At 66.5% G+C, this 20,180-nt stretch carries 16 protein-coding genes; 9 read left to right on the top strand and 7 right to left on the bottom strand.

All coding sequences use genetic code 11. The features are described 5' to 3' along the window. Window positions 1-37 precede the first annotated feature (37 nt). The 4 genes from hisH (at window position 38) to NP825_RS15970 (ending at window position 3,570) form a co-directional block, all read left to right on the top strand. A complete protein-coding gene (gene hisH, locus NP825_RS15985) occupies window positions 38-643 on the top strand; it encodes an imidazole glycerol phosphate synthase subunit HisH (RefSeq protein WP_257545304.1) in 606 nt (201 codons plus the stop codon). Then, window positions 631-1,362: a 1-(5-phosphoribosyl)-5-[(5-phosphoribosylamino)methylideneamino]imidazole-4-carboxamide isomerase gene (gene hisA / locus NP825_RS15980; RefSeq protein WP_257545302.1), complete on the top strand. Its 732-nt coding sequence runs from the start codon at window positions 631-633 to the stop codon at window positions 1,360-1,362. The genes hisH and hisA overlap by 13 nt, the downstream gene beginning before the upstream one ends. A 139-nt stretch (window positions 1,363-1,501) precedes the next feature. After that, window positions 1,502-2,266, top strand: a complete 765-nt coding sequence (gene hisF, locus NP825_RS15975) for an imidazole glycerol phosphate synthase subunit HisF (protein ID WP_257545300.1) — start codon at window positions 1,502-1,504, stop codon at window positions 2,264-2,266. A 215-nt stretch (window positions 2,267-2,481) separates the two neighbouring features. Then, a complete protein-coding gene (locus tag NP825_RS15970) occupies window positions 2,482-3,570 on the top strand; it encodes a calcium:proton antiporter (protein WP_257545297.1) in 1,089 nt (362 codons plus the stop codon). Between the two features lie 6 nt (window positions 3,571-3,576). Here NP825_RS15970 and NP825_RS15965 read toward each other — a convergent pair whose 3' ends face one another. Further along, window positions 3,577-4,713: a beta-ketoacyl-ACP synthase III gene (locus tag NP825_RS15965; RefSeq protein WP_257545295.1), complete on the bottom strand. Its 1,137-nt coding sequence runs from the start codon at window positions 4,711-4,713 to the stop codon at window positions 3,577-3,579. Between the two features lie 190 nt (window positions 4,714-4,903). On the opposite strand from NP825_RS15965, the gene NP825_RS15960 reads away from it, so the two are divergent. After that, entirely contained in the window at window positions 4,904-5,455 is a 552-nt protein-coding gene (locus tag NP825_RS15960; RefSeq protein WP_257545292.1) for a hypothetical protein, read from the top strand. Window positions 5,456-5,501: 46 nt separating this feature from the next. On the opposite strand, the gene NP825_RS15955 is transcribed toward NP825_RS15960, so the two are convergent. Together NP825_RS15955 and NP825_RS15950 are read right to left on the bottom strand one after the other, a co-directional pair. Further along, on the bottom strand, window positions 5,502-6,269 hold the full coding sequence (locus NP825_RS15955) for a sulfite exporter TauE/SafE family protein (protein WP_257545290.1): 768 nt from the start codon (window positions 6,267-6,269) through the stop codon (window positions 5,502-5,504). A 114-nt stretch (window positions 6,270-6,383) separates the two neighbouring features. Next, complete coding sequence (locus tag NP825_RS15950; protein WP_257545288.1) at window positions 6,384-7,319, bottom strand: LysR family transcriptional regulator; 936 nt, start codon at window positions 7,317-7,319, stop codon at window positions 6,384-6,386. 83 nt (window positions 7,320-7,402) lie between these two features. Here NP825_RS15950 and NP825_RS15945 point away from each other — a divergent pair, with 83 nt between their 5' ends. After that, window positions 7,403-7,741, top strand: coding sequence for a hypothetical protein (locus NP825_RS15945; RefSeq protein ID WP_257545286.1), 339 nt, complete (start codon window positions 7,403-7,405; stop codon window positions 7,739-7,741). A gap of 108 nt (window positions 7,742-7,849) precedes the next feature. Here NP825_RS15945 and NP825_RS15940 read toward each other — a convergent pair whose 3' ends face one another. Together NP825_RS15940 and NP825_RS15935 are read right to left on the bottom strand one after the other, a co-directional pair. Then, a complete protein-coding gene (locus NP825_RS15940; RefSeq protein WP_257545284.1) occupies window positions 7,850-8,689 on the bottom strand; it encodes a proline dehydrogenase in 840 nt (279 codons plus the stop codon). Beyond that, window positions 8,686-9,810, bottom strand: a complete 1,125-nt coding sequence (locus NP825_RS15935; protein ID WP_257545282.1) for a GNAT family N-acetyltransferase — start codon at window positions 9,808-9,810, stop codon at window positions 8,686-8,688. The genes NP825_RS15940 and NP825_RS15935 overlap by 4 nt, the downstream gene beginning before the upstream one ends. A gap of 309 nt (window positions 9,811-10,119) precedes the next feature. Here NP825_RS15935 and NP825_RS15930 point away from each other — a divergent pair, with 309 nt between their 5' ends. Continuing rightward, the gene (locus NP825_RS15930) at window positions 10,120-11,319 is read left to right on the top strand and encodes a glycoside hydrolase family 6 protein (RefSeq protein ID WP_257545280.1); all 1,200 of its coding nucleotides are present in this window, start codon (window positions 10,120-10,122) and stop codon (window positions 11,317-11,319) included. 18 nt (window positions 11,320-11,337) lie between these two features. Here NP825_RS15930 and NP825_RS15925 read toward each other — a convergent pair whose 3' ends face one another. Then, complete coding sequence (locus NP825_RS15925) at window positions 11,338-12,339, bottom strand: LacI family DNA-binding transcriptional regulator (RefSeq protein WP_257551495.1); 1,002 nt, start codon at window positions 12,337-12,339, stop codon at window positions 11,338-11,340. 177 nt (window positions 12,340-12,516) lie between these two features. On the opposite strand from NP825_RS15925, the gene NP825_RS15920 reads away from it, so the two are divergent. Next, entirely contained in the window at window positions 12,517-15,030 is a 2,514-nt protein-coding gene (locus NP825_RS15920; RefSeq protein ID WP_257545278.1) for an exo 1,3/1,4-beta-D-glucan glucohydrolase, read from the top strand. A 22-nt stretch (window positions 15,031-15,052) separates the two neighbouring features. After that, a complete protein-coding gene (locus NP825_RS15915; protein WP_257545276.1) occupies window positions 15,053-17,680 on the top strand; it encodes a TonB-dependent receptor in 2,628 nt (875 codons plus the stop codon). Window positions 17,681-17,736: 56 nt separating this feature from the next. On the opposite strand, the gene NP825_RS15910 is transcribed toward NP825_RS15915, so the two are convergent. Continuing rightward, window positions 17,737-20,094 (bottom strand): TonB-dependent receptor, encoded by a 2,358-nt coding sequence (locus tag NP825_RS15910; RefSeq protein ID WP_257545273.1) that lies wholly within the window; start codon window positions 20,092-20,094, stop codon window positions 17,737-17,739. Between the last annotated feature and the right edge of the window lie 86 nt (window positions 20,095-20,180).

Genomic DNA, 20,180 nt, shown 5'->3' with positions numbered 1-20,180 from the left:
GCCCACCCCTAACCCCTCCCGCTTGCGGGAGGGGAATGTGACCATCGCCCTGATCGATTATGGCGCGGGCAATCTTCGCTCCGTGCACAATGCGCTCGTCGCGGCGGGCGCCGAGGATGTGGCGGTTACCGCCGATCCCGATGTCGTGGCGAAGGCTGACCGCGTCGTGCTTCCCGGGGTCGGCGCCTTCGCGGCCTGCATGAGCGGCCTTTCGGCGATTCCCGGTCTGATCGAGGCGATGGAGCGGCGCGTGCGCGGCGACGGCGCGCCCTTTCTCGGTATCTGCGTCGGGATGCAGCTTCTCGCCGACGCGGGCGAGGAGCATGGGCGGCATGCTGGGCTCGGCTGGATCGGCGGCACGGTACGCGCCTTCGATCCGGCGCCGGGGCTGCGGATTCCGCACATGGGCTGGAACGATGTGGTGCCCGGCTTCGCGCATCCGGTGATCGCGGCGGGCGAAGCCTATTATCTGCACGGCTATCATTTCGCCGATGCCGCGCATGTCGCGGCGACGAGCAGCCACGGCGGGCCGTTCACGGCGGCGGTGGCGAAGGACAATATCGTCGGCGTCCAGTTCCACCCCGAAAAAAGCCAGGCCTATGGCCTCGCGACGCTCGAAAGGTTTTTGTCTTGGCGGCCCTGACCATCTTCCCCGCAATCGACCTGAAGGGGGGGCAGGTGGTGCGACTTGCCGAGGGCGATATGGCGCGCGCGACCGTCTATGGCGACGATCCGGCGGCGCAGGCGCGGCTGTTCGCCGAGGCGGGCGCAACGCACCTGCATGTCGTTGATCTCGACGGCGCCTTTGCGGGCGCGAGCGTCAATGGCGCGGCGGTCGAGTCCATCATCGCCGCCTTTCCTGGCAAGGTGCAGGTCGGCGGCGGCATCCGTGATCGCGCCGGGGTCGATCGCTGGCTCGCGCTCGGCGTCGAGCGGGTGATCATCGGCACCGCGGCGCTCAAGGATCCCGAATTCGTCAAATCGGCGGCGCGCGACCTGCCCGGCCGGATCGTTGTCGGGGTCGATGCCCGCGACGGCCTCGTCGCGACCGAAGGCTGGGCCGATGTCTCCGACGTGCGCGTCGAGGATCTCGCGCGCCGCTTCGAGGATGCGGGTGTCGCGGCGCTGCTGTTCACCGATGTCGGGCGCGACGGGTTGCTCAAGGGCTGCAATGTGGAGGCGACGGTGGCGCTGGCGCAGGCGGTCGACATAAAGGTGATCGCGAGCGGGGGAGTCGCCGGAATCGAGGATATCCACGCGCTGCGCCCGCATGTCGCCGACGGCATCGAGGGGGTGATCACCGGACGCGCGCTCTACGACGGTCGCCTGAATCTGGCCGAAGCGATTGCGGCGGGGCAGTAATGAGCCTCATCTCCGTTCCCGTTCGTGTCGAGCCAAGTCGAGACACCCATCGGGGTGGTGCTATCCTGCGGGGTGTCTCGATTTCGCTCGACACGAACGGGTTTGAGAGGCTGGTCCCCGGGTTTGAGAGGCTGGCCCTATGACCGCCCGCGTCCGCGTCATTCCCTGCCTCGACGTCGCCGACGGGCGCGTGGTCAAGGGTGTCAATTTCGTCGACCTGCGCGATGCGGGCGATCCGGTCGAGGCGGCGCGCGCCTATGATGCCGCAGGCGCCGACGAGCTTTGCTTCCTCGATATTTCGGCGAGCCATCAGGGCCGCGGCACCCTGCTCGACATGGTGAGCCGCACCGCCGAGGTCTGTTTCATGCCGCTCACCGTCGGCGGCGGCGTCCGCAGCGCGGAGGATGCCCGCGCGCTGCTCCTCGCGGGCGCCGACAAGGTCGCGGTGAATAGCGCCGCGGTGGCGCGGCCAGAACTTGTCGCCGATATCGCCGACCGCTTCGGCAGCCAATGCGCGGTCGGGAGCATCGACGCGCGGCGGGTCGAAGATGGCCGCTGGGAAATCTTCACCCACGGTGGCCGCACCGCGACGGGAGTCGATGCGGTGGCCCATGCGGTGCGGCTCGCGGCGCTCGGCGCGGGGGAACTGCTCGTCACCAGCATGGACCGCGACGGCACCAAAGACGGCTATGATCTGACGCTGACCCGCGCGATTGCCGATGCGGTCAGCGTGCCGGTGATTGCAAGCGGCGGAGTCGGCAACCTCGACCATCTCGTTGCCGGCGTGGTCGAGGGCGGCGCGAGCGCGGTGCTCGCCGCGAGCATCTTTCATTTCGGCGAAGCGACGATCGCCCAGGCGCATGCGCGACTGGCGGCGGCGGGACTGCCGGTTCGGTCGCATTAGAGCGCGGTGCGCCTGGAGCGCCGCGCGTTAAATCCGGCACTACCCCCAATCCCGTTCGTATCGAGCGAAGTCGAGACACCCATCGAGATAGCACAAGGCCAATGGGTGTCTCGACTTCGCTCGACACGAACGGGGCGGTAAGTCAGATCAAGGGCTAGATGCTCTAAATTTTCGGCAGGGGTAGCCATCGGAAAAGGCGCCTGCAATAAAAGCCCATGACGACGAAACTCCGCATCGCCGACCGCACCAACGACATCTTTCCGATCCTCGGCTTCGCCGCCGCGATGGCGAGCTTCGCCATGCCGCTCAATCCCTGGCTGGTCGCGATCATCCTCGCGGGCTCGGTCGTCGCGGCGGTTCACCATGCCGAGGTGATCGCGCACCGCGTCGGCGAGCCGTTCGGGACGCTGATCCTCGCGCTCGCGGTCACGGTGATCGAGGTCGGGCTGATCCTGACGCTGATGCAGGCCGAGCCCGAAAAGGCGCAGACGCTTGCGCGCGACACGGTGTTCGCAGCGGTGATGGTGATCCTCAACCTGTTGATGGGCCTCTGCCTGCTCAGCGGCGCGATCCGCCATCACGAACAGCGGTTTCAGCGCACCGGCATCGGCGCCGCGCTCGCGACGCTGACCGTGCTCACCGTCGTGACCCTCGTGCTGCCCAATTTCACATCAAGCGTGCCGGGGCCCTTCTATTCGGCGAAGCAACTGGGGTTCGTCGCGGCGGTGTCGCTGATCCTCTATGCGACCTTCGCGCTCGTCCAGACGGTGCGGCACCGCGACTATTTTCTGCCCGACGGCGATGCCGACGGCGACGGGGAGCCCGATGCCCACGCCGCCCCGCCGAGCGTTCAGCGCACCGCCATCTCGGGCGCGCTGCTGCTCGCCAGCCTGTTCGCGGTCGTCCTGCTCGCGAAGAATCTGTCCCCCGTCATCGGCGCGCTGCTCGCCGATTGGGGGGCGCCGCCCGCGGTGCTCGGCGTGCTGATCGCGGCGCTGATCCTCGCGCCCGAAGGGCTCGCGGCGGTGCGCGCGGCGAAGGGCGATCGGCTGCAGACCAGCCTCAATCTCGCGCTGGGTTCGGCGCTCGCGACGATCGGGCTCACCATTCCGGCGGTCGCGATCCTGTCGATCGTCACCGACCTGCCGATCAGCCTCGGCCTCGATGCCAAGTCGGCGGTGCTGCTGTTCCTGTCGCTGATCGTCGCGTCGCAGACGCTCGCGAACGGCCGCACCACGGTGCTGCAGGGCGCGATCCATCTGATGCTGTTCGCGGTCTACCTCTTCACGACCTTCGTGCCCTGACGGGCGTCAGGTCTTCCGGACGAACACCGTCCCCGCGCTATAGCCCGCACCGAACGAGCAGATCAGCCCGGTGTCGCCCACGACCATATCCGCATGGTTCAGGTGGAAGGCGATGATCGATCCCGCGCTCGATGTGTTGCCATAGGTGTCGAGCACGGTCGGGCTTTCGTCCGCGCTCGCCTCGTGCCCCAGCACGCGCTGCGCGATCAGCCGGTTCATGTTGGTGTTCGCCTGATGCAGCCACAGCCGACGCATGTCGGCGCCGTCGAGGCCCAGCACTTCCATCTGCTCGACGATCATCGCTGCGACCATGGGCACGACTTCCTTGAACACCTTGCGGCCTTCCTGGACGAACAATTTGTCGCTCTTCGGCCCGGTCTGGTCGATGCCGCCGTGGGCGCGATTGAGGAAACCGAAATTGTTGCGGATATTGTTCGAGAAGACGGTCTTCAGCTTCGTGCCGAGGATGTCCCAATGCCCCTCGGGAGCAATGGCCTTGTCCTCGACGAGGATCGCGGTCGCGACGTCGCCGAAGATGAAATGGCTGTCGCGGTCGCGCCAGTTCAAATGCCCCGAACAGATTTCGGGGTTCACCACGAGCACGCTCTTCGCGTGCCCCGCGCGGATATAGTCGGCCGCAGTCTGGATGCCGAAGGTCGCCGACGAGCAGGCGACGTTCATGTCGAAGCCGAAGCCGTCGATGCCGAGCGCGTCCTGAATCTCGACCGCCATCGCCGGATAAGGCCGCTGCATGTTCGACGCGGCGCACAGCACCGCGTCGACGTCGGCCGCATCGCGCCCGGCGCGCGCGAGCGCGTCCTTCGCCGCCGCGACGCCGATCTCGGCGAGGATCGACAGTTCGTCGTTGCCGCGTTCGGGCAGGCGCGGCGCCATGTGCGCGGGGTCGAGGATGCCCGCCTTGTCGACGACGTGGCGCGATCCGATTCCGCTCGCTTTCTCGATGAATTCGACGCTCGATTCGGTGAGTTCGGCGATTTCTCCGGCGGCGATCGCCGCGGCATTTTCGCTATTGTGCAGCGCAACATAGCGGTTAAAACTATCGACAAGTTCTTCGTTGGAGATGCGTTCGGCGGGGGTGAAGAGGCCGGTTGCGGAAATGACCGGCTGCGGTGCGTGCGACATGGCAGTCCTGCATGTTTTGGTTTTGAGGCATGCTGATTAGGCCCGGTCGCGAAACGGCGCAACGGCCTGCAATCACCCTGAACATGTCCCGGCACCATGGTTAACCCGCCACTAACCATTTTGGTGGCAAAGTATCTGACGCAGGCCTCCGGGGGGATGGCTCCCTGGGCGCCCGTGCGGGAGCATGACCATGGTTACGCGTTCAGGACCGGCCGCTGGCGACTTGTCTATCTCGGAAATCAAGGAATTTGCCGGCTTTCCGGCGGCGACGCAGCGTTATATCCGCCGCTCGCTCGACATCGGGCTCGAACGCGACGACGCGATCGCCCGCTGGTCGCGCGACATGGTCGAGGAAACCGCGATCCGCGTCCAGGCCAGGGTCTATCAGCGCCTGGTCGACGTTCGCGCGCATATCCCCGACGACAGCGGTCTGGATGCGCTCGAAGGTTTCATGGCGCCGCTGGTCGCGGTGTCGGCGTTCGACCTCGGACAGGACCGGCTGCCGGGTTTCGCCTCCTATCGCTTCCTCTACGAGCGGCTGCTCGGCGCGCATGCGCGGCCGTGGCTGCCCGGCGCCTTCTGCGCCGCGGCCTCGCTACCGCACCTCCACCCCGACAAGCGCAAGGTCTTGCTGCAATCGATCAGCGAAGCCGCCGCGACCGCGCCGGGCTGGTCGGCGCGCGAGCCCAGCTTCTTTCCCGAATGGGTCGACAAGATCGACGAGACCAAGCCGGCGAATTGAAAAACCAGCTCACCCCCTCCCGCAAGCGGGAGGGGAGAAGCAAGCTCTACATCACCGCCCGATACAGCCCGAACGCACTCGTCGCGGTCAGCACCACGCCGACGAGTACCAGCATCAGCTTGGGCGAGAAGCGCTTCGCCATGAAAGCGCCGAGCGGGGCCGCGAGCACGCCGCCGATCAGCAGGCCCAGCGTCGCCCCGGCGACGTCGGCGAAGCCGATGTTCCAGATAAAGGTCGCCGAAACCGCGAGGGTCAGGAAGAATTCGACGCTGTTCACCGTGCCGACGACCTTGCGCGGCTCGGCGCCCTGGACGAGCAGGTTCGAGGTCACGACCGGCCCCCAGCCGCCGCCGCCCGCGGCGTCGAGGAAGCCGCCGATCAGGCCGAGCGGGGCGATCACCGTCGGCTTCTGGATCTTGGGGGGATAGAGGAGCCCGCGCACCAGCAGCCAGATGCCGATCGCGACCAGATAGGCGAGCACGAAAGGCTTCACCATGTCGGCGTGAAGCGAGGTCAGCACATAGGCGCCGAGCACGCCGCCGATCACTCCCGGGATGAGCAGGCGAAAGAAGAGCGGCCATTCGATATTGCGGTGGAGCAGGTGGCTGATCCCGGAAACCCCGGTCGTGAACACTTCGACGACGTGAATACGCGCCGAGGCGACCGCGGGCGGCACCCCCAGTACCGCGACCAGCAGCGTGTTGCAGATCACCCCGAACGCCATGCCGAGCGCGCCGTCGACGAGCTGCGCGGCGAAGCCGATCAGGATGAAGGGCAGCAGGGCCGCAATGTCGAAGGACGCGATTTCGGTCATGTCTTCATCCCAACTGTTTTAATTGAGAACGGGCTGCCGATTTTTTCGGGGATTCGCCAGCGCAATTTTTCTGCTGGCGACGAAGGGATTTGTTTCTGCGGCGGGGCCAAGGTGTCACCCGACCGCGTCGGTGATGTTCTCGGGCAGATATTCGCGCACATAGTCGATGAAGGCGCGCAGCTTGGGCATCACCTGCTTGCGGCTGGGATAATAGAGGAAAAGGCCGCTCGTCGCGTCGGCATGGTCGGTCAGCACCAGTTCGAGCTCGCCCGTCTCGACCATCTTCTTCGCCATCGGTTCGGCCATCATTCCCATCGCGACCCCGGTGCGCATCGCGACCAGCGCGGCGATCCAGTCGTTGACGATGACCGGCCCCGAAACCGCGACCTCGATCTCGCGATTTCCGCGCGCGAAGGTCCAGGGCATCAGCGCGCCGGTCGCGAGGCGAAAGCGGATGCAGCGGTGATCCTTCAGATCTTCGGGGGTCTCGGGACGTCCGAAGCGGTCGAGATAGGCGGGCGACGCCGCGGCGACGAAGCGGAACGGGCCGGTCAGGCGGATCGCGATGACGTCAGCGTCGAGCGATTCGCCCATCCGCACCCCCGCGTCGAACCCCCCGGCGCTGAGGTCGGCGAGCGCGTCGTCGGCATAGATTTCGAGCTCGATCTCGGGATAGGCGTCGACGAAGCCCGCGATGATCGGTTCGAACATCGGCTGCACCGCGCCGCGCATCAGGTTGATCCGCAGCCGCCCCGCCGGCCGGTTACCGAGGTTGCGCGCCGCTTCATAGGCGTCGGCGAGCCCGGCATAGGCGGGGGCGGCGCGTTCGAGGAACATCTCGCCCGCCTGCGTCAGCCCGACGCTGCGCGTGGTGCGCATGAACAAAGGCGCGCCGACGCGCGCCTCCAGCGCCTTCACCGTCTGGCTGATCGCCGACGGTGAGACGCCCAGGTCGGCGGCGGCGGCGGAAAAGCTCCGCCTTTCCGCAACGCGGAGGAAAGCTTCGATCCCGTCGAGCGCCCCATGGGGGATTGTTAAATCCTGCTTCAAGGCACTTGCAGATTATAGAGGATTATCTATGGGCGCAACCGCTCCTAAAAAGGTTGCACAACGAAACGAAAGGAACCTCTCCCATGTCCAATCAGCTCTCCTCTTTCCGCCGCTTCCCCTCCGCCTTCGCGATCGTCGCGGCTTCGGCGCTCGCCTTCACCGGCCTGATCGCTTCGACCTCGCCGGCCTATGCCCAGACGGGCGGCAACGACTATCGCTGCTCGGGCCTCGCCGAACAGGCCTATGTCGCCTCGAACGGCGTCGAAGGCACCAAGCAGGCCAATGCGAAGCGCTTCGTCGCCACCGGCAAGAAACTCTGCGAAGCCGGTAACGAACGCGCCGCCGCCAAGCAGTTCCGCGCCGCGCTGAAGCTCGCCGGCGTCGCCGAAGTCGAAACCGACGCCAAGATGGCTTCGCGCTAAGACAGCTGACACCATCTCCGGTCCGCCCTCTCCCTCTCCCCGGCGGACCCTCAAACTGGGGCGGCACTCACAGCGAGGTCGCCCCATTTTATTTGGGTCTCGCCTTTTTTAGCGATCGGACAGGCCGAGGCGATCGCGCAGCCACCACAGGGGCAGGTGCGGGCGCGCAAGCGCCTTGTCGATCGCATAGGGCCACCAGCCGGGACCGAAGGGGATATAGAGGCGCACCGGCACCCCGCGTGTCCGCGCCGCCGCCATCGTGCGTCGGCGCGGCAGGCCGCGCAATTGTTCGAGCTCGCACGGTGTCCCCGCGGCGATCAGCCGGTCGAGCGCGCGCGCGGCGAGCGCCGGGTCGTGCGTTGCGACCGCCACGGGCGCGGCGCGCCCCGCGAGCCGCTCGATCAGCGCCAGATAGGCGGCTTCCCCATCGTCCGGATCGCCGACGGGGTCGGCCCATTCGCCCTTGACGATGCGCAGCCGCGCCGATGTGTCCCGCAGCCGGTCCGCATCGTCCGGACTGCGGCGCCAGCGCGCGGGCAGAACGCAGCCGGTTTGCGGAAAATCGGCGAGCAGGGCTTCGGTCGCCGCGATCGTCGCTTCGGCATCGCCCGGCCCATGGGCGTCGAGCATCAGCATCGCCCCGGCGCTGTCGGCGGCTTCGGCGATCGCGCGCAGGTGGCCGGGATCGAAGCCGAGCGGCGGCGCCTTGACCGAGACGCCGGAACAGGCCCCTGTGGCGAGCAGCGCGCGATAGGATTGGACGATCGTATCCGGCGTGTCGCTAGCGCTCTGAAAGTAACCGGCAGTCGCGGCGACTCCGCGCTGGTGCAGTCGGTTGCAGAGCGCGGCCGCGTCGTCCGGTCCGGGGGCGGGCAGGCGGCCGCCCAGCGCCTCGGGAAGCGCATAGCGGCGCGCGCGCATCCAGTTCCGGAATGACGAGGATGTCATCGGTCGCGGGGATGCAGGCGCTGCCAGGCCCAGGCGATGCCGTCGGAAACGAGGGCGATCGTCCCCGCCACGGTAAAGGGGTAGGTGCGCACGCGCACGCACGCGTGATGATCCTGCGTCCAGAAACGCGTGATCCAGGCCTCGGTTTCGCCGAGCAACTCGAAGCTTTCGAGCTCCTGTCCGCTGGCCCAGCGGAGCGCATGGAGCATCAGCAGCGTGCCCGGCGAGCATTTGCCGAAGCGGTCGTCGTGGCCGATCTTGAACAGCCAATAGCGTCCTGACCAGACCAGCGCGAGTTGCATCGCGACCGCTTCGCCGTCGACGCGCAGGAAAGAGAGGCGGAACCGGCCGTCTGCCGCCGCAGCGCGGAAAAAGCGGCGGAAAAAGGTTTCGCGCAGGCGATCGACCGCGATCGCGCTTCCAGCCTCGCGTTTCCAGCTTCGCGCCTCGACGCCGATGGCTTCGTCGAAAAGCGCGTCGAATTCGGCGAGCGAGGGCGCCAGCGTCTCATAGCTCACCTTTCCCAGCGCTTCGGCGCGCCGCGCCGCGCGTCGGAAATCGGATCGGCGGCCGGCATTGAATCGGCTTTCGGGATCGCGCCAGCTATCGTCGAGCCGGATCATCGGGCAGGGTGTTGCGGGCCGGATCGAAAGCCAGCCGCTGCCCTTCATCGCCGCGCGAAGGACAGGGAGCAGCGGGGAGTCGGCGGGAACCCGGTCGAGCGAGAGAGGTCGGTCGAGCGTGCGAAACGCCGCCGTCAGCGCGGCCGCGTCGGCCGCTCCTTCGCAGAGCAGGTCGCCGGGCTCGAACAGCTCGCGCGACCCCGCTATCCGCCAGCGCGCGCGCCAGCCCGATTCGCGGCAGATCGGCAGCAGCGCCGCTATGGCCGAATCGCGCAGGACGCAGAGCAGCCGGCGGCGCTGGCCGGTCAAAAGCGGTTCGAGCGCAGTGGCGAAGGCGCGAGTCTGGGTCGGCCAGCGACCGCCGGCCTCGAGACGCTCCCATTCCGCCGCCAGCCAATCCGCATCGCCGGTCGCGGCGAAGTCGGCGGCGCGCGCGGGCAGGATCGGCGCCGATGGCGCATCGATAGCAGCGCCGGAATCGCGTCGCGCGTGATACAAGCCACACCCCCGGCCCGGCGCTTACGCCCCAAATGCTAATAATTCTTAGCGAAGCGCCGTTGATCGCAGGCCTTTGCCGCCGTGCGGAACGAAAATGCCGGACCGCTTCTTCCCGCGCGATTTTGCACGCGGGGGTGTTCGGGCGCCTGTCTTCGTGGCTTTGGCGTCTGCGGACGGGCGTGGAGGACCCCGGCAGACGGGGCGCTTGTTTGCGGCGCCCGCGCGGACTAATCCTCCGCAGCGCGTCGGTTCCGTGCATCCGCCGTCAAAGAGCCTATCGCGTCCGCCCGGGCCCCGTGAGGAGTCAAGATGAGACATTTCTTGCTCATGGCCTCGTTCGCCGCGTCTTTCCTCCTCGTGATTCCGGTGGCCATGGCGTCGGACAGCGACCTGTTCGTCGATCGCGGAAGCACCACGGCTGCCGCCGCCGAAAGCCTGGAGGGTCCGGCAAAGCGCGACGCCTCCCGGCTTGCCCGAATCCCCTCGGCGACCTGGTTCGCCTATGGCACGCCGGAGATTGTCGAGGCGCGGGTGCGCGACATCGTCGACCGGGCGGCCGCCGAAGGGCGGCTCCCCGTGCTGGTTGCCTATAATATCCCTTATCGCGACTGCGCCCTCTATTCGGCGGGCGGCGCCGCGGATGGCCGCGCCTATCTTGCCTGGATTCGCGGCTTCGCCGCCGGCATCGGCGATCGCGCGGCGATCGTGGTTCTCGAACCCGACGGGCTCGGCGTCATTCCATGGCATCGGACGCTGGCGGGCGAGGAGGAGGCCTGCCGGCCGGAAGGACAGGATGAATCGGCGGCCGGACGGCGCTACGATCAATTGCGGGGCGCGGTGGATATCCTCTCCGTCCTGCCGCACGTGCGCCTGTATCTCGACGGCACCGGCAGCAGCTGGCTGGCCCCGGGGGAGATTGCGAGCCGGCTGATAAAGGTTGACGTCGTGAAGGCGGCGGGGTTTTTCCTCAACGTCTCCAATTTCGAAAGCGACGAACGCGTCGTTCCTTATGCCCGCTGGGTCAGCGACTGCCTCGCGCTCGTGACCGAGGGAGGGCTCGATCCCCGCGCCTGTCCGAGCCAATATCATCCCGCCGCGTTCGATGATCCTTCGACATGGGGAGAGACCGACGCGGCTTACGACCGGCTGTTCGAACGCGCGGGGCTGAAACGCGACCCGGCCCGTCAGAAACATGCGGTGATCGATACGAGCCGCAACGGGCGAGGATCGTGGCAACCGCCCGCGGGCCGATATCGGGATGCCGAAGTCTGGTGCAATCCGCCGGGGCGCGGGCTCGGACGCCGACCGGCGCTCGACAGCGGCAACCCCTATGTCGATGCCTTCCTCTGGATCAAGATTCCCGGCGAATCCGACGGCGAATGTCTTCGCGGCACGGCGGGTCCGGCGGATCCCGAGCGCGGCATGATGGCACCGCGCGCCGGAACCTGGTTTCCCGAACAGGTGCGCGAGCTCATCGAATTCGCGAATCCGCCGCTTCCGCCGGAATAGGCCGCGCGTGCGGCTTCGCTAATCGGGCGGCGCTGCCGTCGACGCGCGAACGAGCAGTTCATGGGGATGGTCACGGCGGACCGGCGGTGCCGGCTCCGTCGCGCCGTCGAGCGCGGCGATCAGGCGATCGGCGGCATCCCACGCCATCTGGCGCACCGGTTGATTGACGGTCGTGAGCTGGGGCCAGGTGGTGCGCGATACTTCGGAATTATCGAAGCCCGCGATCGACAGATCGCCGGGAACCGTCAGGCCGAGATCGCGCGCCGCGGCTATGGCCGCCACGGCCATGTCGTCGTTCTGCGCCAGAATCGCGGTCGGGCGGGGAACCCGGCCGAGAAGGTCGAGCGCGACGCGATAGCCGACGTCATAGGTGAAGTCGCCCGTAACGACCAAGGCGTCATCGATCGCGACGCCGGCTTCGCCGAAGGCTTGCCGATAGCCTTCCATGCGGCCCTTGCTCGCGGCATGCGAGGGGTCGCCGAGAATGATGCCGATGCGCCGGTGGCCGAGCGCCAGCAGGTGCGCCGCGACTTCTTGCCCGGCCGCGACCTCGTCCATCGCGACGATGATGCCGCGATCGAGATCGTGGTGCGGCGTGATGCGGGCATAGGGGAAATTCTGCCGATCGAGAATGTCGAGCAGCTCGGGCTGATCGCAGGCCGGCGGCGCGAGGAGGGCGCCGTCGAGCCCGGCGCGCAGGAGAAGCTTGCCGAGCTCGTCGGGCCGGCTCGCGACATGATTGAAGGGAAGCACGACGAGGCGATAGCGCCCGTTCTCGAGCCGGCTCAGCGCGCCGTTCTGCAGTTCGACCACATAGCTCGGGCTCGGGCGCTCGTACGTCAGGCCGATCAGAAAGGAGCGGCGCGCGATGAGGCTCTGCGCGGCGATATTGGGGTGATAGTCGAGCGCGGCCGCGGCCTCCTTGACCTTGCGGCGCACCGCTTCGCTGACATGCGGGGCATCGTTGAGCGCGCGCGAGACGGTCTTGGGAGTCACCCCCGCGATCCGCGCGACATCGATGATCGTCGATCTTTTTGAAATTTCTCCCTCCGATCAGTGGGATAAATGCCTTGAATACCTTTTCAACGCCCCCGGCGCGCGCTTCTCATAGCGCGTCGCTTGACTTCTGTCGATCAGCGTCGGTAAACGTTGACCGAGAATCGGTAAACGTTGACAATTATCGGGATGGGAGGGGAAATGCATCTGCCGCGCGGCATTGCCATGGCGCTTGGAGCGACGTCGCTGATGGCGTTCGCCTCGCCGTTCCTCGCTGAAATCCCGGCGGCGCGGGCTGCGGTCGCCGAAGCGGGCGCCGGTGCGGCCCATCCGGACATGTGGCCGACGCGCACGGCCACGGTCGCCCGCGACCCCGCGGTCGAGCGGCGGGTCGACGCCCTGATCGCGGCGATGTCGCTCGAACAGAAGGTCGGCCAGATCATCCAGGCCGACATCGCCAGCGTCACCCCCGACGATGTCTATCACTACCATCTGGGTTCGGTGCTCAACGGCGGCAATTCCGACCCCGGCGGGCGCTACAATGCGCCGGCGAAGGACTGGCTTGCCGCCGCCGACGCCTTTTATGCCGCCTCGATGAAGCCCGACGGCAAGCTCCCCCGGATTCCGGTGATGTGGGGCAGCGACGCGGTGCACGGTCACAACAATGTCGTCGGCGCGACGTTGTTCCCGCACAACATCGGTCTCGGCGCGGCGCGGAATCCCGATCTCGTCCGCCGGATCGGCGCGGCGACCGCGATCGAGATGCGGGTGACCGGGCTCGACTGGACTTTCGCCCCGACGCTGGCCGTGGTGCGCGACGATCGCTGGGGGCGCACCTACGAAGGCTTCGGCGAAACGCCCGAGATCGCGGCGAGCTATGCCGCCCCGCTGATCGAGGGGCTTCAGGGCCGGATCGGCGACAAGGACTGGCTGCGCGGCCCGCATATCATCGCGACGGCCAAGCATTTCCTCGGCGACGGCGGAACGGCGGGCGGCAAGGATCAGGGCGACGCCCGGATGCCCGAGGCGCAATTGCGCGACCTGTTCAGCCCGCCCTATCTTCCCGCGCTCGACGCTGGCGTCCAGTCGGTGATGGTCAGCTTTTCGAGCTGGAACGGCGCCAAGATGCACGGCAACGGCTCGCTGCTGACCGGCGTGATGAAGGAGCGCTGGAACTTCGACGGCTTCCTCGTCGGCGACTGGAACGGCCATGGCCAGGTCGCGGGCTGTACCACGACCGATTGCCCGCAATCGGCGATCGCGGGGCTCGACATGTATATGGCGCCCGACAGCTGGAAGGAGCTCTATCGGACGACGCTGGCGCATGCGCGCGACGGGACGCTGCCGGTGACGCGGCTCGACGACGCGGTGCGGCGCATCCTGCGCGTGAAGGTCCGCGCCGGCCTGTTCGAGGCGGGAAAACCTTCGTCGCGGCCCTACGGCGGGCAATTCGACCTGCTCGGCAGCCGCGAGCATCGGGCGCTGGCGCGCGAAGCGGTGCGCGAATCGCTCGTCCTTCTCAAGAACGCGGGCGGACTCCTGCCCTTGAAGCCGGGCGCGAATGTCCTGGTGGCGGGCGACGGCGCCGACAATCTGACCAAGCAGACCGGCGGCTGGACGCTGAGCTGGCAGGGCACCGGCACCAAACGCAGCGACTTTCCGAACGCGCAATCGATCTGGGAAGGGATCGACGCGGACGTGCGGGCGGCGGGCGGGTCCGCGACATTGGCGGTCGACGGCCATTATGTGCGCAAACCCGACGTCGCGATCGTCGTCTTTGGCGAGGACCCCTACGCCGAATTTCAGGGCGACCGCCCCGATGTCGGATATGACGATGCGAAGAATCTGGCGCTTCTCCGGTCGCTCAAGGCGGCGGGCGTGCCGACGGTCGCGGTGTTCCTTTCGGGCCGGGCGATGTGGGTCAATCCGTTCCTGAACGCGTCGGATGCCTTCGTGGCGGCCTGGCTCCCGGGGTCCGAGGGCGGCGGCGTCGCCGACGTCCTGTTCGGAAAAGCCGATTTTCGCGGGAAGCTGCCGTACAGCTGGCCGCGGTCGAGCGACCAGACCGACGTCAATGTCGGCGATGCCGATTATGATCCGCTTTTCCCCTATGGGTTCGGGCTGACTTTCGCCGACAAGGGCGACCTTGCTCCGGTGCCCGAGGAGCGGGCGAATGCGGCGGCCGCCGATCCCGGCCTGCTCTTCGCGGCCGGCAAGCCGGGAAAAGGGCGGAGTCTGTTGCTCGGCGCGCCCGGTGCGCTGTCGACCAATCCCGGCCCCGACCTCATCGAAGCCCGCGCGGCCGATCGCGCCGCGCAGGAGGATTCGGTGCGCCTGCGCTGGACGGGCGCGGGGCCGGCGGTCGCGGCGATCGTCCAGGATACGCCCGTCGATCTCTCGCGCCAGGCGAACGGCGACCTCGCGCTGGAACTCGAACTGAAAGTCGATGCGCCGCCTTCGGCCGGCGTGAGCCTTTTGATGGGATGCGGCGCGCGCTGCGCCGGCGGTTTTCCGATCCGCCCCGTGCTCGCCGAAGCGGCGAAGACGGGCAAGTGGACGCGGATCGCAGTGCCGCTTCGCTGTTTCGAGAAAGCGGGGGTCGACATGACGCGCGTCGAAACGCCGCTGAGCCTCGCCACGTCGGGAACGCTCGATCTCATCTTGTCCGCGGCGCGCATCGTCTCGCCGTCGGGGCCGCAGCTTGCATGCAAATAAGAGTCGGAACAGGGAGGATGACATGAACAGGGGTAAATTCACGCGCACTGCGCTTCTGGCGCTGCTTTCGACGGCTGCGGCGGTTCCGGCCTATGCGCAGGATGCCGGAACGGGCGAGGGCGCAAGCGAGGACCGCGACCAGATCATCGTGACGGCGAACCGCCGCGCGGAAAATTCGCAGGATGTCTCGGGCGTCGTCCAGGCGCTGAACGCCGATCAACTGCGCCAGGACGGCATCGCCGAGCTTCGCCAGTTGCAGGTCGCCGTTCCGGGGCTCAGCATCGCCAATCAGGAAGGCAATGTCGAAATCTTCATCCGCGGCGTCGGTTCGGCCAACAATACCGAACTCGGCGATCCGGGCGCGGCGCCGCATCTCAACGGCACCTATATCCCGCGTCCGCGCGGGCTCGGGCTCATGTTCTACGACCTCGACCGCGTCGAGGTGAACAAGGGGCCGCAGGGCACGCTCTACGGGCGCAACGCGCTCGCCGGGACGCTCAATATCATCACGGCAAAGCCTCGCCTCGGCGAATTCGGCGGCTATGCGCAGGCCGAGATCGCCAACCGCTCGTCCTACGGCGCAGAGGGCGCGATCAATATTCCCCTGGGCGACACCTTCGCGATCCGCGCGGCGGGTTATTACATCAACCGCGACTATGGCTTCAAAAACGTCTCGACCGGCGCGCCGGCAAGCGGGCTGAAGCCCGCGGGGCTCGAAGAAAATTATGCGGGCCGCCTGTCGCTGCTCTGGGAACCGAGCGACCGGCTCAGCATCTCGATCGTCGGCGACTACGGCAAGGAAACCGGCACCGGCTATCCCGGCGCGAATATTTTCAGCGCCGTCGTGGCAAGCGGCCTCCGGCCCGACAAGCTCGATCTGAAACACGTCGTCTATCGCGGGCTGCAAGGCGACATGGAGAATGAGCTCTGGGGCATCCAGGGCAAGATCAACTATGATTTCGGCAGTTTCGGCGCCGAACTGACCGGCAGCTACCGCTCGGTCGATTTCTATCAGGTCAACGCATCGAGCGACGGGATCGACTATCCCGGGCGCGATCTGTCGGCGGTCCAGTACGACAATTATTCGGGCAATTTCTGGCAGACCAAGTCGAAGAGCCAGGTCTATGAAGCGCGCCTGTTCGCGAATGACGACCAGCGCCTGCGCTGGAACCTCGGCGCTTTCTACTTCAAGGAAGACCAGGCCGTCGGCTATCTCGCGCTCGCCGACCGCGGCTATTGCTGCTATTCCGCGACCGAATTCACGATGCCCGACGTCAATGGCGAAAGCTATGCCTTCTATGCCGACGGGACCTACGACGTCGCCGACCGGCTGCGCTTTCTCGCCGGCATTCGCTATACCAAGGAAAAGAAGTCGCGGTACGGGATCGGCGGCAACTGGGCGCTGACTCTCGGCGGCGAGGATTATGCCTGCTGCTTTGCGACGCGCGTCGGCACCGAAGGCTTCCGTCCCGCCTTGCTCGACCGGCCCAATTTCGACGTCAGCAACATCACGACGCCGCAGGGCATGGCGCAATTCCTGATCGAAGGGATCAAGACGCCGGGCCTGCGCGACACGCTGATCGATCAGATCGGGGCGATCGCCAACGGCACCAATCCCAACGGCACCTGTACCGACCGGCCCGATATCGACAACGGGTTCGTCAACTGCCCGGCGCTCAACCCGTCGAACACCAACGGCGGCTTCAGCTACGCCAATCTGACGATCCCCGGCCAGCAGACCGGCAGCTCGAAGTTCGACTTCGTCGACTGGCGCGTCGGGCTCGAATATGACCTGAGTGATGACCACATGCTCTATGCGAAGGTCTCGACCGGCCACAAGTCGGGGGGCTTCAACGACAGCTTCAACGGATCGCCGATCCCCGAGACCTTCAGCCCGGAAAAGCTGCTCGTCTATGAAATCGGCAGCCGCAACAGCTTCGATTTCTTCGGCCGCCGCGCGGTGTTCAACCTGACCGGATTCTATTACGACTACACCAACCAGGTCTTTCAGGATCTGACCTGCATCAACCTCGACAGCACGCAGAACCCGCCGGTCTGCAACGGCTATTCGCTCGTCAACCGCAACATCGGCGCCTCGCGCATCTATGGTGCCGAAGCCGAGATGCGCTTCAAGCTGCCGGGCCATTTCGGACTCGATATCAACGCCGCCTATCTCGATACGAAGATCACTCGCGGCACCGTGGCCGACGCGCGCGCGCAGGATTTCGGCGCCGGCGGCAATTCGCCGCTGATCAGCCTCGTCGGCAACCGGCTGCCGCTCGCATCGAAAATGAACATCACCGCGCGGCTCTCGCAATGGTTCGATGCGGGGCCGGGCCGTCTCGACTGGCAGGCGCTGCTCAACTATCGCTCGTCCTATTATCTCAGCCAGTTCAACGAGGCCGATATCGTCTTCCTCGACGGGACGCGCCAAAGCGCTTTCGCGGCGGGCTTCCCGGACCGGCAGAAGGGCTATGCGACGCTCAATCTCGGCATCGGCTATACGATCGACAATTTCCGGATCGAGGCCTGGGCGAGCAACTTCCTGAACGAGGAAGTTTCGCAAAAGGCGCTGGTGGGCTCGTCGCTGAACATCCGGTTCCTGAACGATGCCCGCAGCTATGGCCTGCGCTTTCGCGTGAATTTCTAGCGCGCCGCCTGCCCCCGCCTTCGCGGGGGCAGGCGGCGTAGATTAGGGTTTCGACCCTAAAACCGAACGCTGGCCGACACGCCATAGGTGCGCGGCTCGTTGGCGAGAATGCGGTTGGCGGTGCTTCCCGGAAAAGCCCCGTTGTTGAGGCCCAGAGCCGCTCCCAGCGGCTGATAGACCGCAAGCGGCCGATAATGGGTGTTGGTAAGGTTGCTGCCGAAGATCGCGAGCGACCAGCGGTCGTCGGGGCCGCTCAGCGTCAGCCGCGCGCCGAGCAGCGCATAGCCGTCGGCGATCGACTGCGGGTTGGCGTCGTTGACCGTGCCGACATATTGGTCGGATACGAAGGAGACGTTGGCGTTCGCCGCCCACGTCCATCCGCTCGATCCGACATCCCCGTTCCAGTCGACCCCGACATTGCCCGACCAGGCGGGCGAGAAGCTGTTCGGCTTGCCGGTCAGATCCTGCGTCCCGCCCAGCCCCGGCAGGCCCGATGCGTTGGCAAAATCGGTGAATTCCGAATCGAGATAGGCAAGCGAGCCCGAAAGCGAGAAGCGGTTCGTCGGTGCGAGCCTCAGGTCGAGTTCGAAGCCCTGCTGGCGGAGGTTGCCGGCGTTGCGGACGACGAAGCTGACGCCGTCGAAGGCGCGGTCCTGAAAGCCCGCGATGTCCATGCGGAAGAAAGTGATGTTCGCAGTCAGTGCGCGATCCAGCCAGCTCGTCTTGGCGCCGAACTCGTAATTCTTGACCGTCTCGCGATCGAAGACCCGCTTGGTCGAGATCAGATTGCCCTGCGGGTCGAAGGTCGAGAGGGCCGGCACCCCGCCGCCCGAATTATAGCCGCCCGACTTGTAACCGGTCGAATGGGTCGCAAACAGCATCACGTCATCGGCGGGCTTGTAGTTGAGGCTGATCCGATAGGTGAAGCGGCTCTCCGACAGACCCGGATAGGTCAGCACCTCGGGTGCGCGGATCGTCTGGGTGAAGGGGCTCGATAGCTGCGAATAGCTCCCCCGCTTGCGGTCGTTGGTCCAGCGCCCGCCGAGCGTCAGCGTCAGCGCGTCGGACAGATAGATATTGCCCTGCGCATAGGCGGCGATGCTGCGGACCTTCTGGAACACGTCCTGGTCGGTCGCCGCAACGCCGCCGGTGCTCGCGTAATAGGCGGTGCAGGCGGTGCGCCCCGGTCCCGCGGGGACAAGGACGTTGCAGAACTGCGAGTCCATGTTGAGCTGCTCGCCGAGCGCGAACTTCTCCTGAAAATAATAGACGCCCGCGACCATGTCGAAATGGCCGTTCAGCCATTCGCGTTCGGGCGAGATGAATTGCAGTTCGTGATTCCAGCTTCCCGAATCGAACAGGCTGCGCCGCGTCGCGAGCGGAACGGGCAGGAAGATGATGTCGCCGTCGAGTTGGTCGTTCGTCCATTTGCGATAGCTGTTGATCAGGCGCAGCGTCGATCCGCCGCCGATCTCGAGCGAGGCGGTGCTCGACACCCCCCAATTCTTGTCGAGCAGGCCCGAGGCGACCGACTGGTTCATCACCCGGTCGTTCAGATTGGTGTCGGGTCCGCCGCTGAACGCCGCTTGCAGGAAAGCGAGGCGGGCCGGCGCGATCGAGGCGGGGTCGAAATCGAAATTGACGACGCCGTCGCCGTCGAGCCGCGTATAATCGCCCCGCACGATCCATTCGAGATTGCCGAACTCGGCCTTCACCGTGCCACGCACCGCAACGTCGTCGGAGCCGCCATAGGTCTTGCCGTCATAGCGGTTCTTCCACGGCCCGTCATACCATTGCCCCATCGCCGCGATGCGCGCCGAGACATTTTCGCCCAGCGGTACGTTGACGTGACCCGACAATTTATAGCGGTCGAACGAGCCGGCCTCGGCCGACACCTCGCCCGAAAACTCGTCCTCGGGCAGCGCGCTGCGGATCGACAGCGCGCCGACGCTGGCGTTGCGGCCGAACAGGGTGCCCTGCGGCCCGCGCAGAACCTCGACCCCGTCGATGTCGAGGAAGGCGCCGAGGATCGAGCCCGAGCGCGGGACATAGACGCCGTCGACGAACACCGCGACGCTCGGCTCGATCAGGGTGTTGGCGAGGCTGCCGACGCCGCGGATGCCGATACGCGTCGAGCCGGTGTTCGACGAGCGCACCGTCTGGAAATTGGTCGCGACGCGGCCAAGGTCCATGACGGTCAGGATGTTGGCGCTTTCCATCGCCTCGCCGCTGACCGCGGCGATCGAGATCGGCACGTCCTGGATATTCTCGGCGCGCTTCTGCGCCGTGACGACGATCGCGTCGCCCATGTCGGTGCCGGCGGCATCGGCGGATTTGGCGTCCTGCGCGGCGGCGGGCGTGGCCGCGAGCGCGGCGGCGAACGCGGCAAGGCTGGTGTAGGCAATCGTCTTCATACGTCCCTCCCAAGGTGATTCGTCATTGTGTTTGGCCGGAGGCTATCGAGGCGCTCAGGGCGATATTTCACATTTCACGACAGGAT

This window comes from Sphingopyxis sp. DBS4 (genome assembly GCF_024628865.1).
Taxonomy (GTDB): domain Bacteria; phylum Pseudomonadota; class Alphaproteobacteria; order Sphingomonadales; family Sphingomonadaceae; genus Sphingopyxis.
This window is presented reverse-complemented; position numbering and strand designations above follow the sequence as displayed.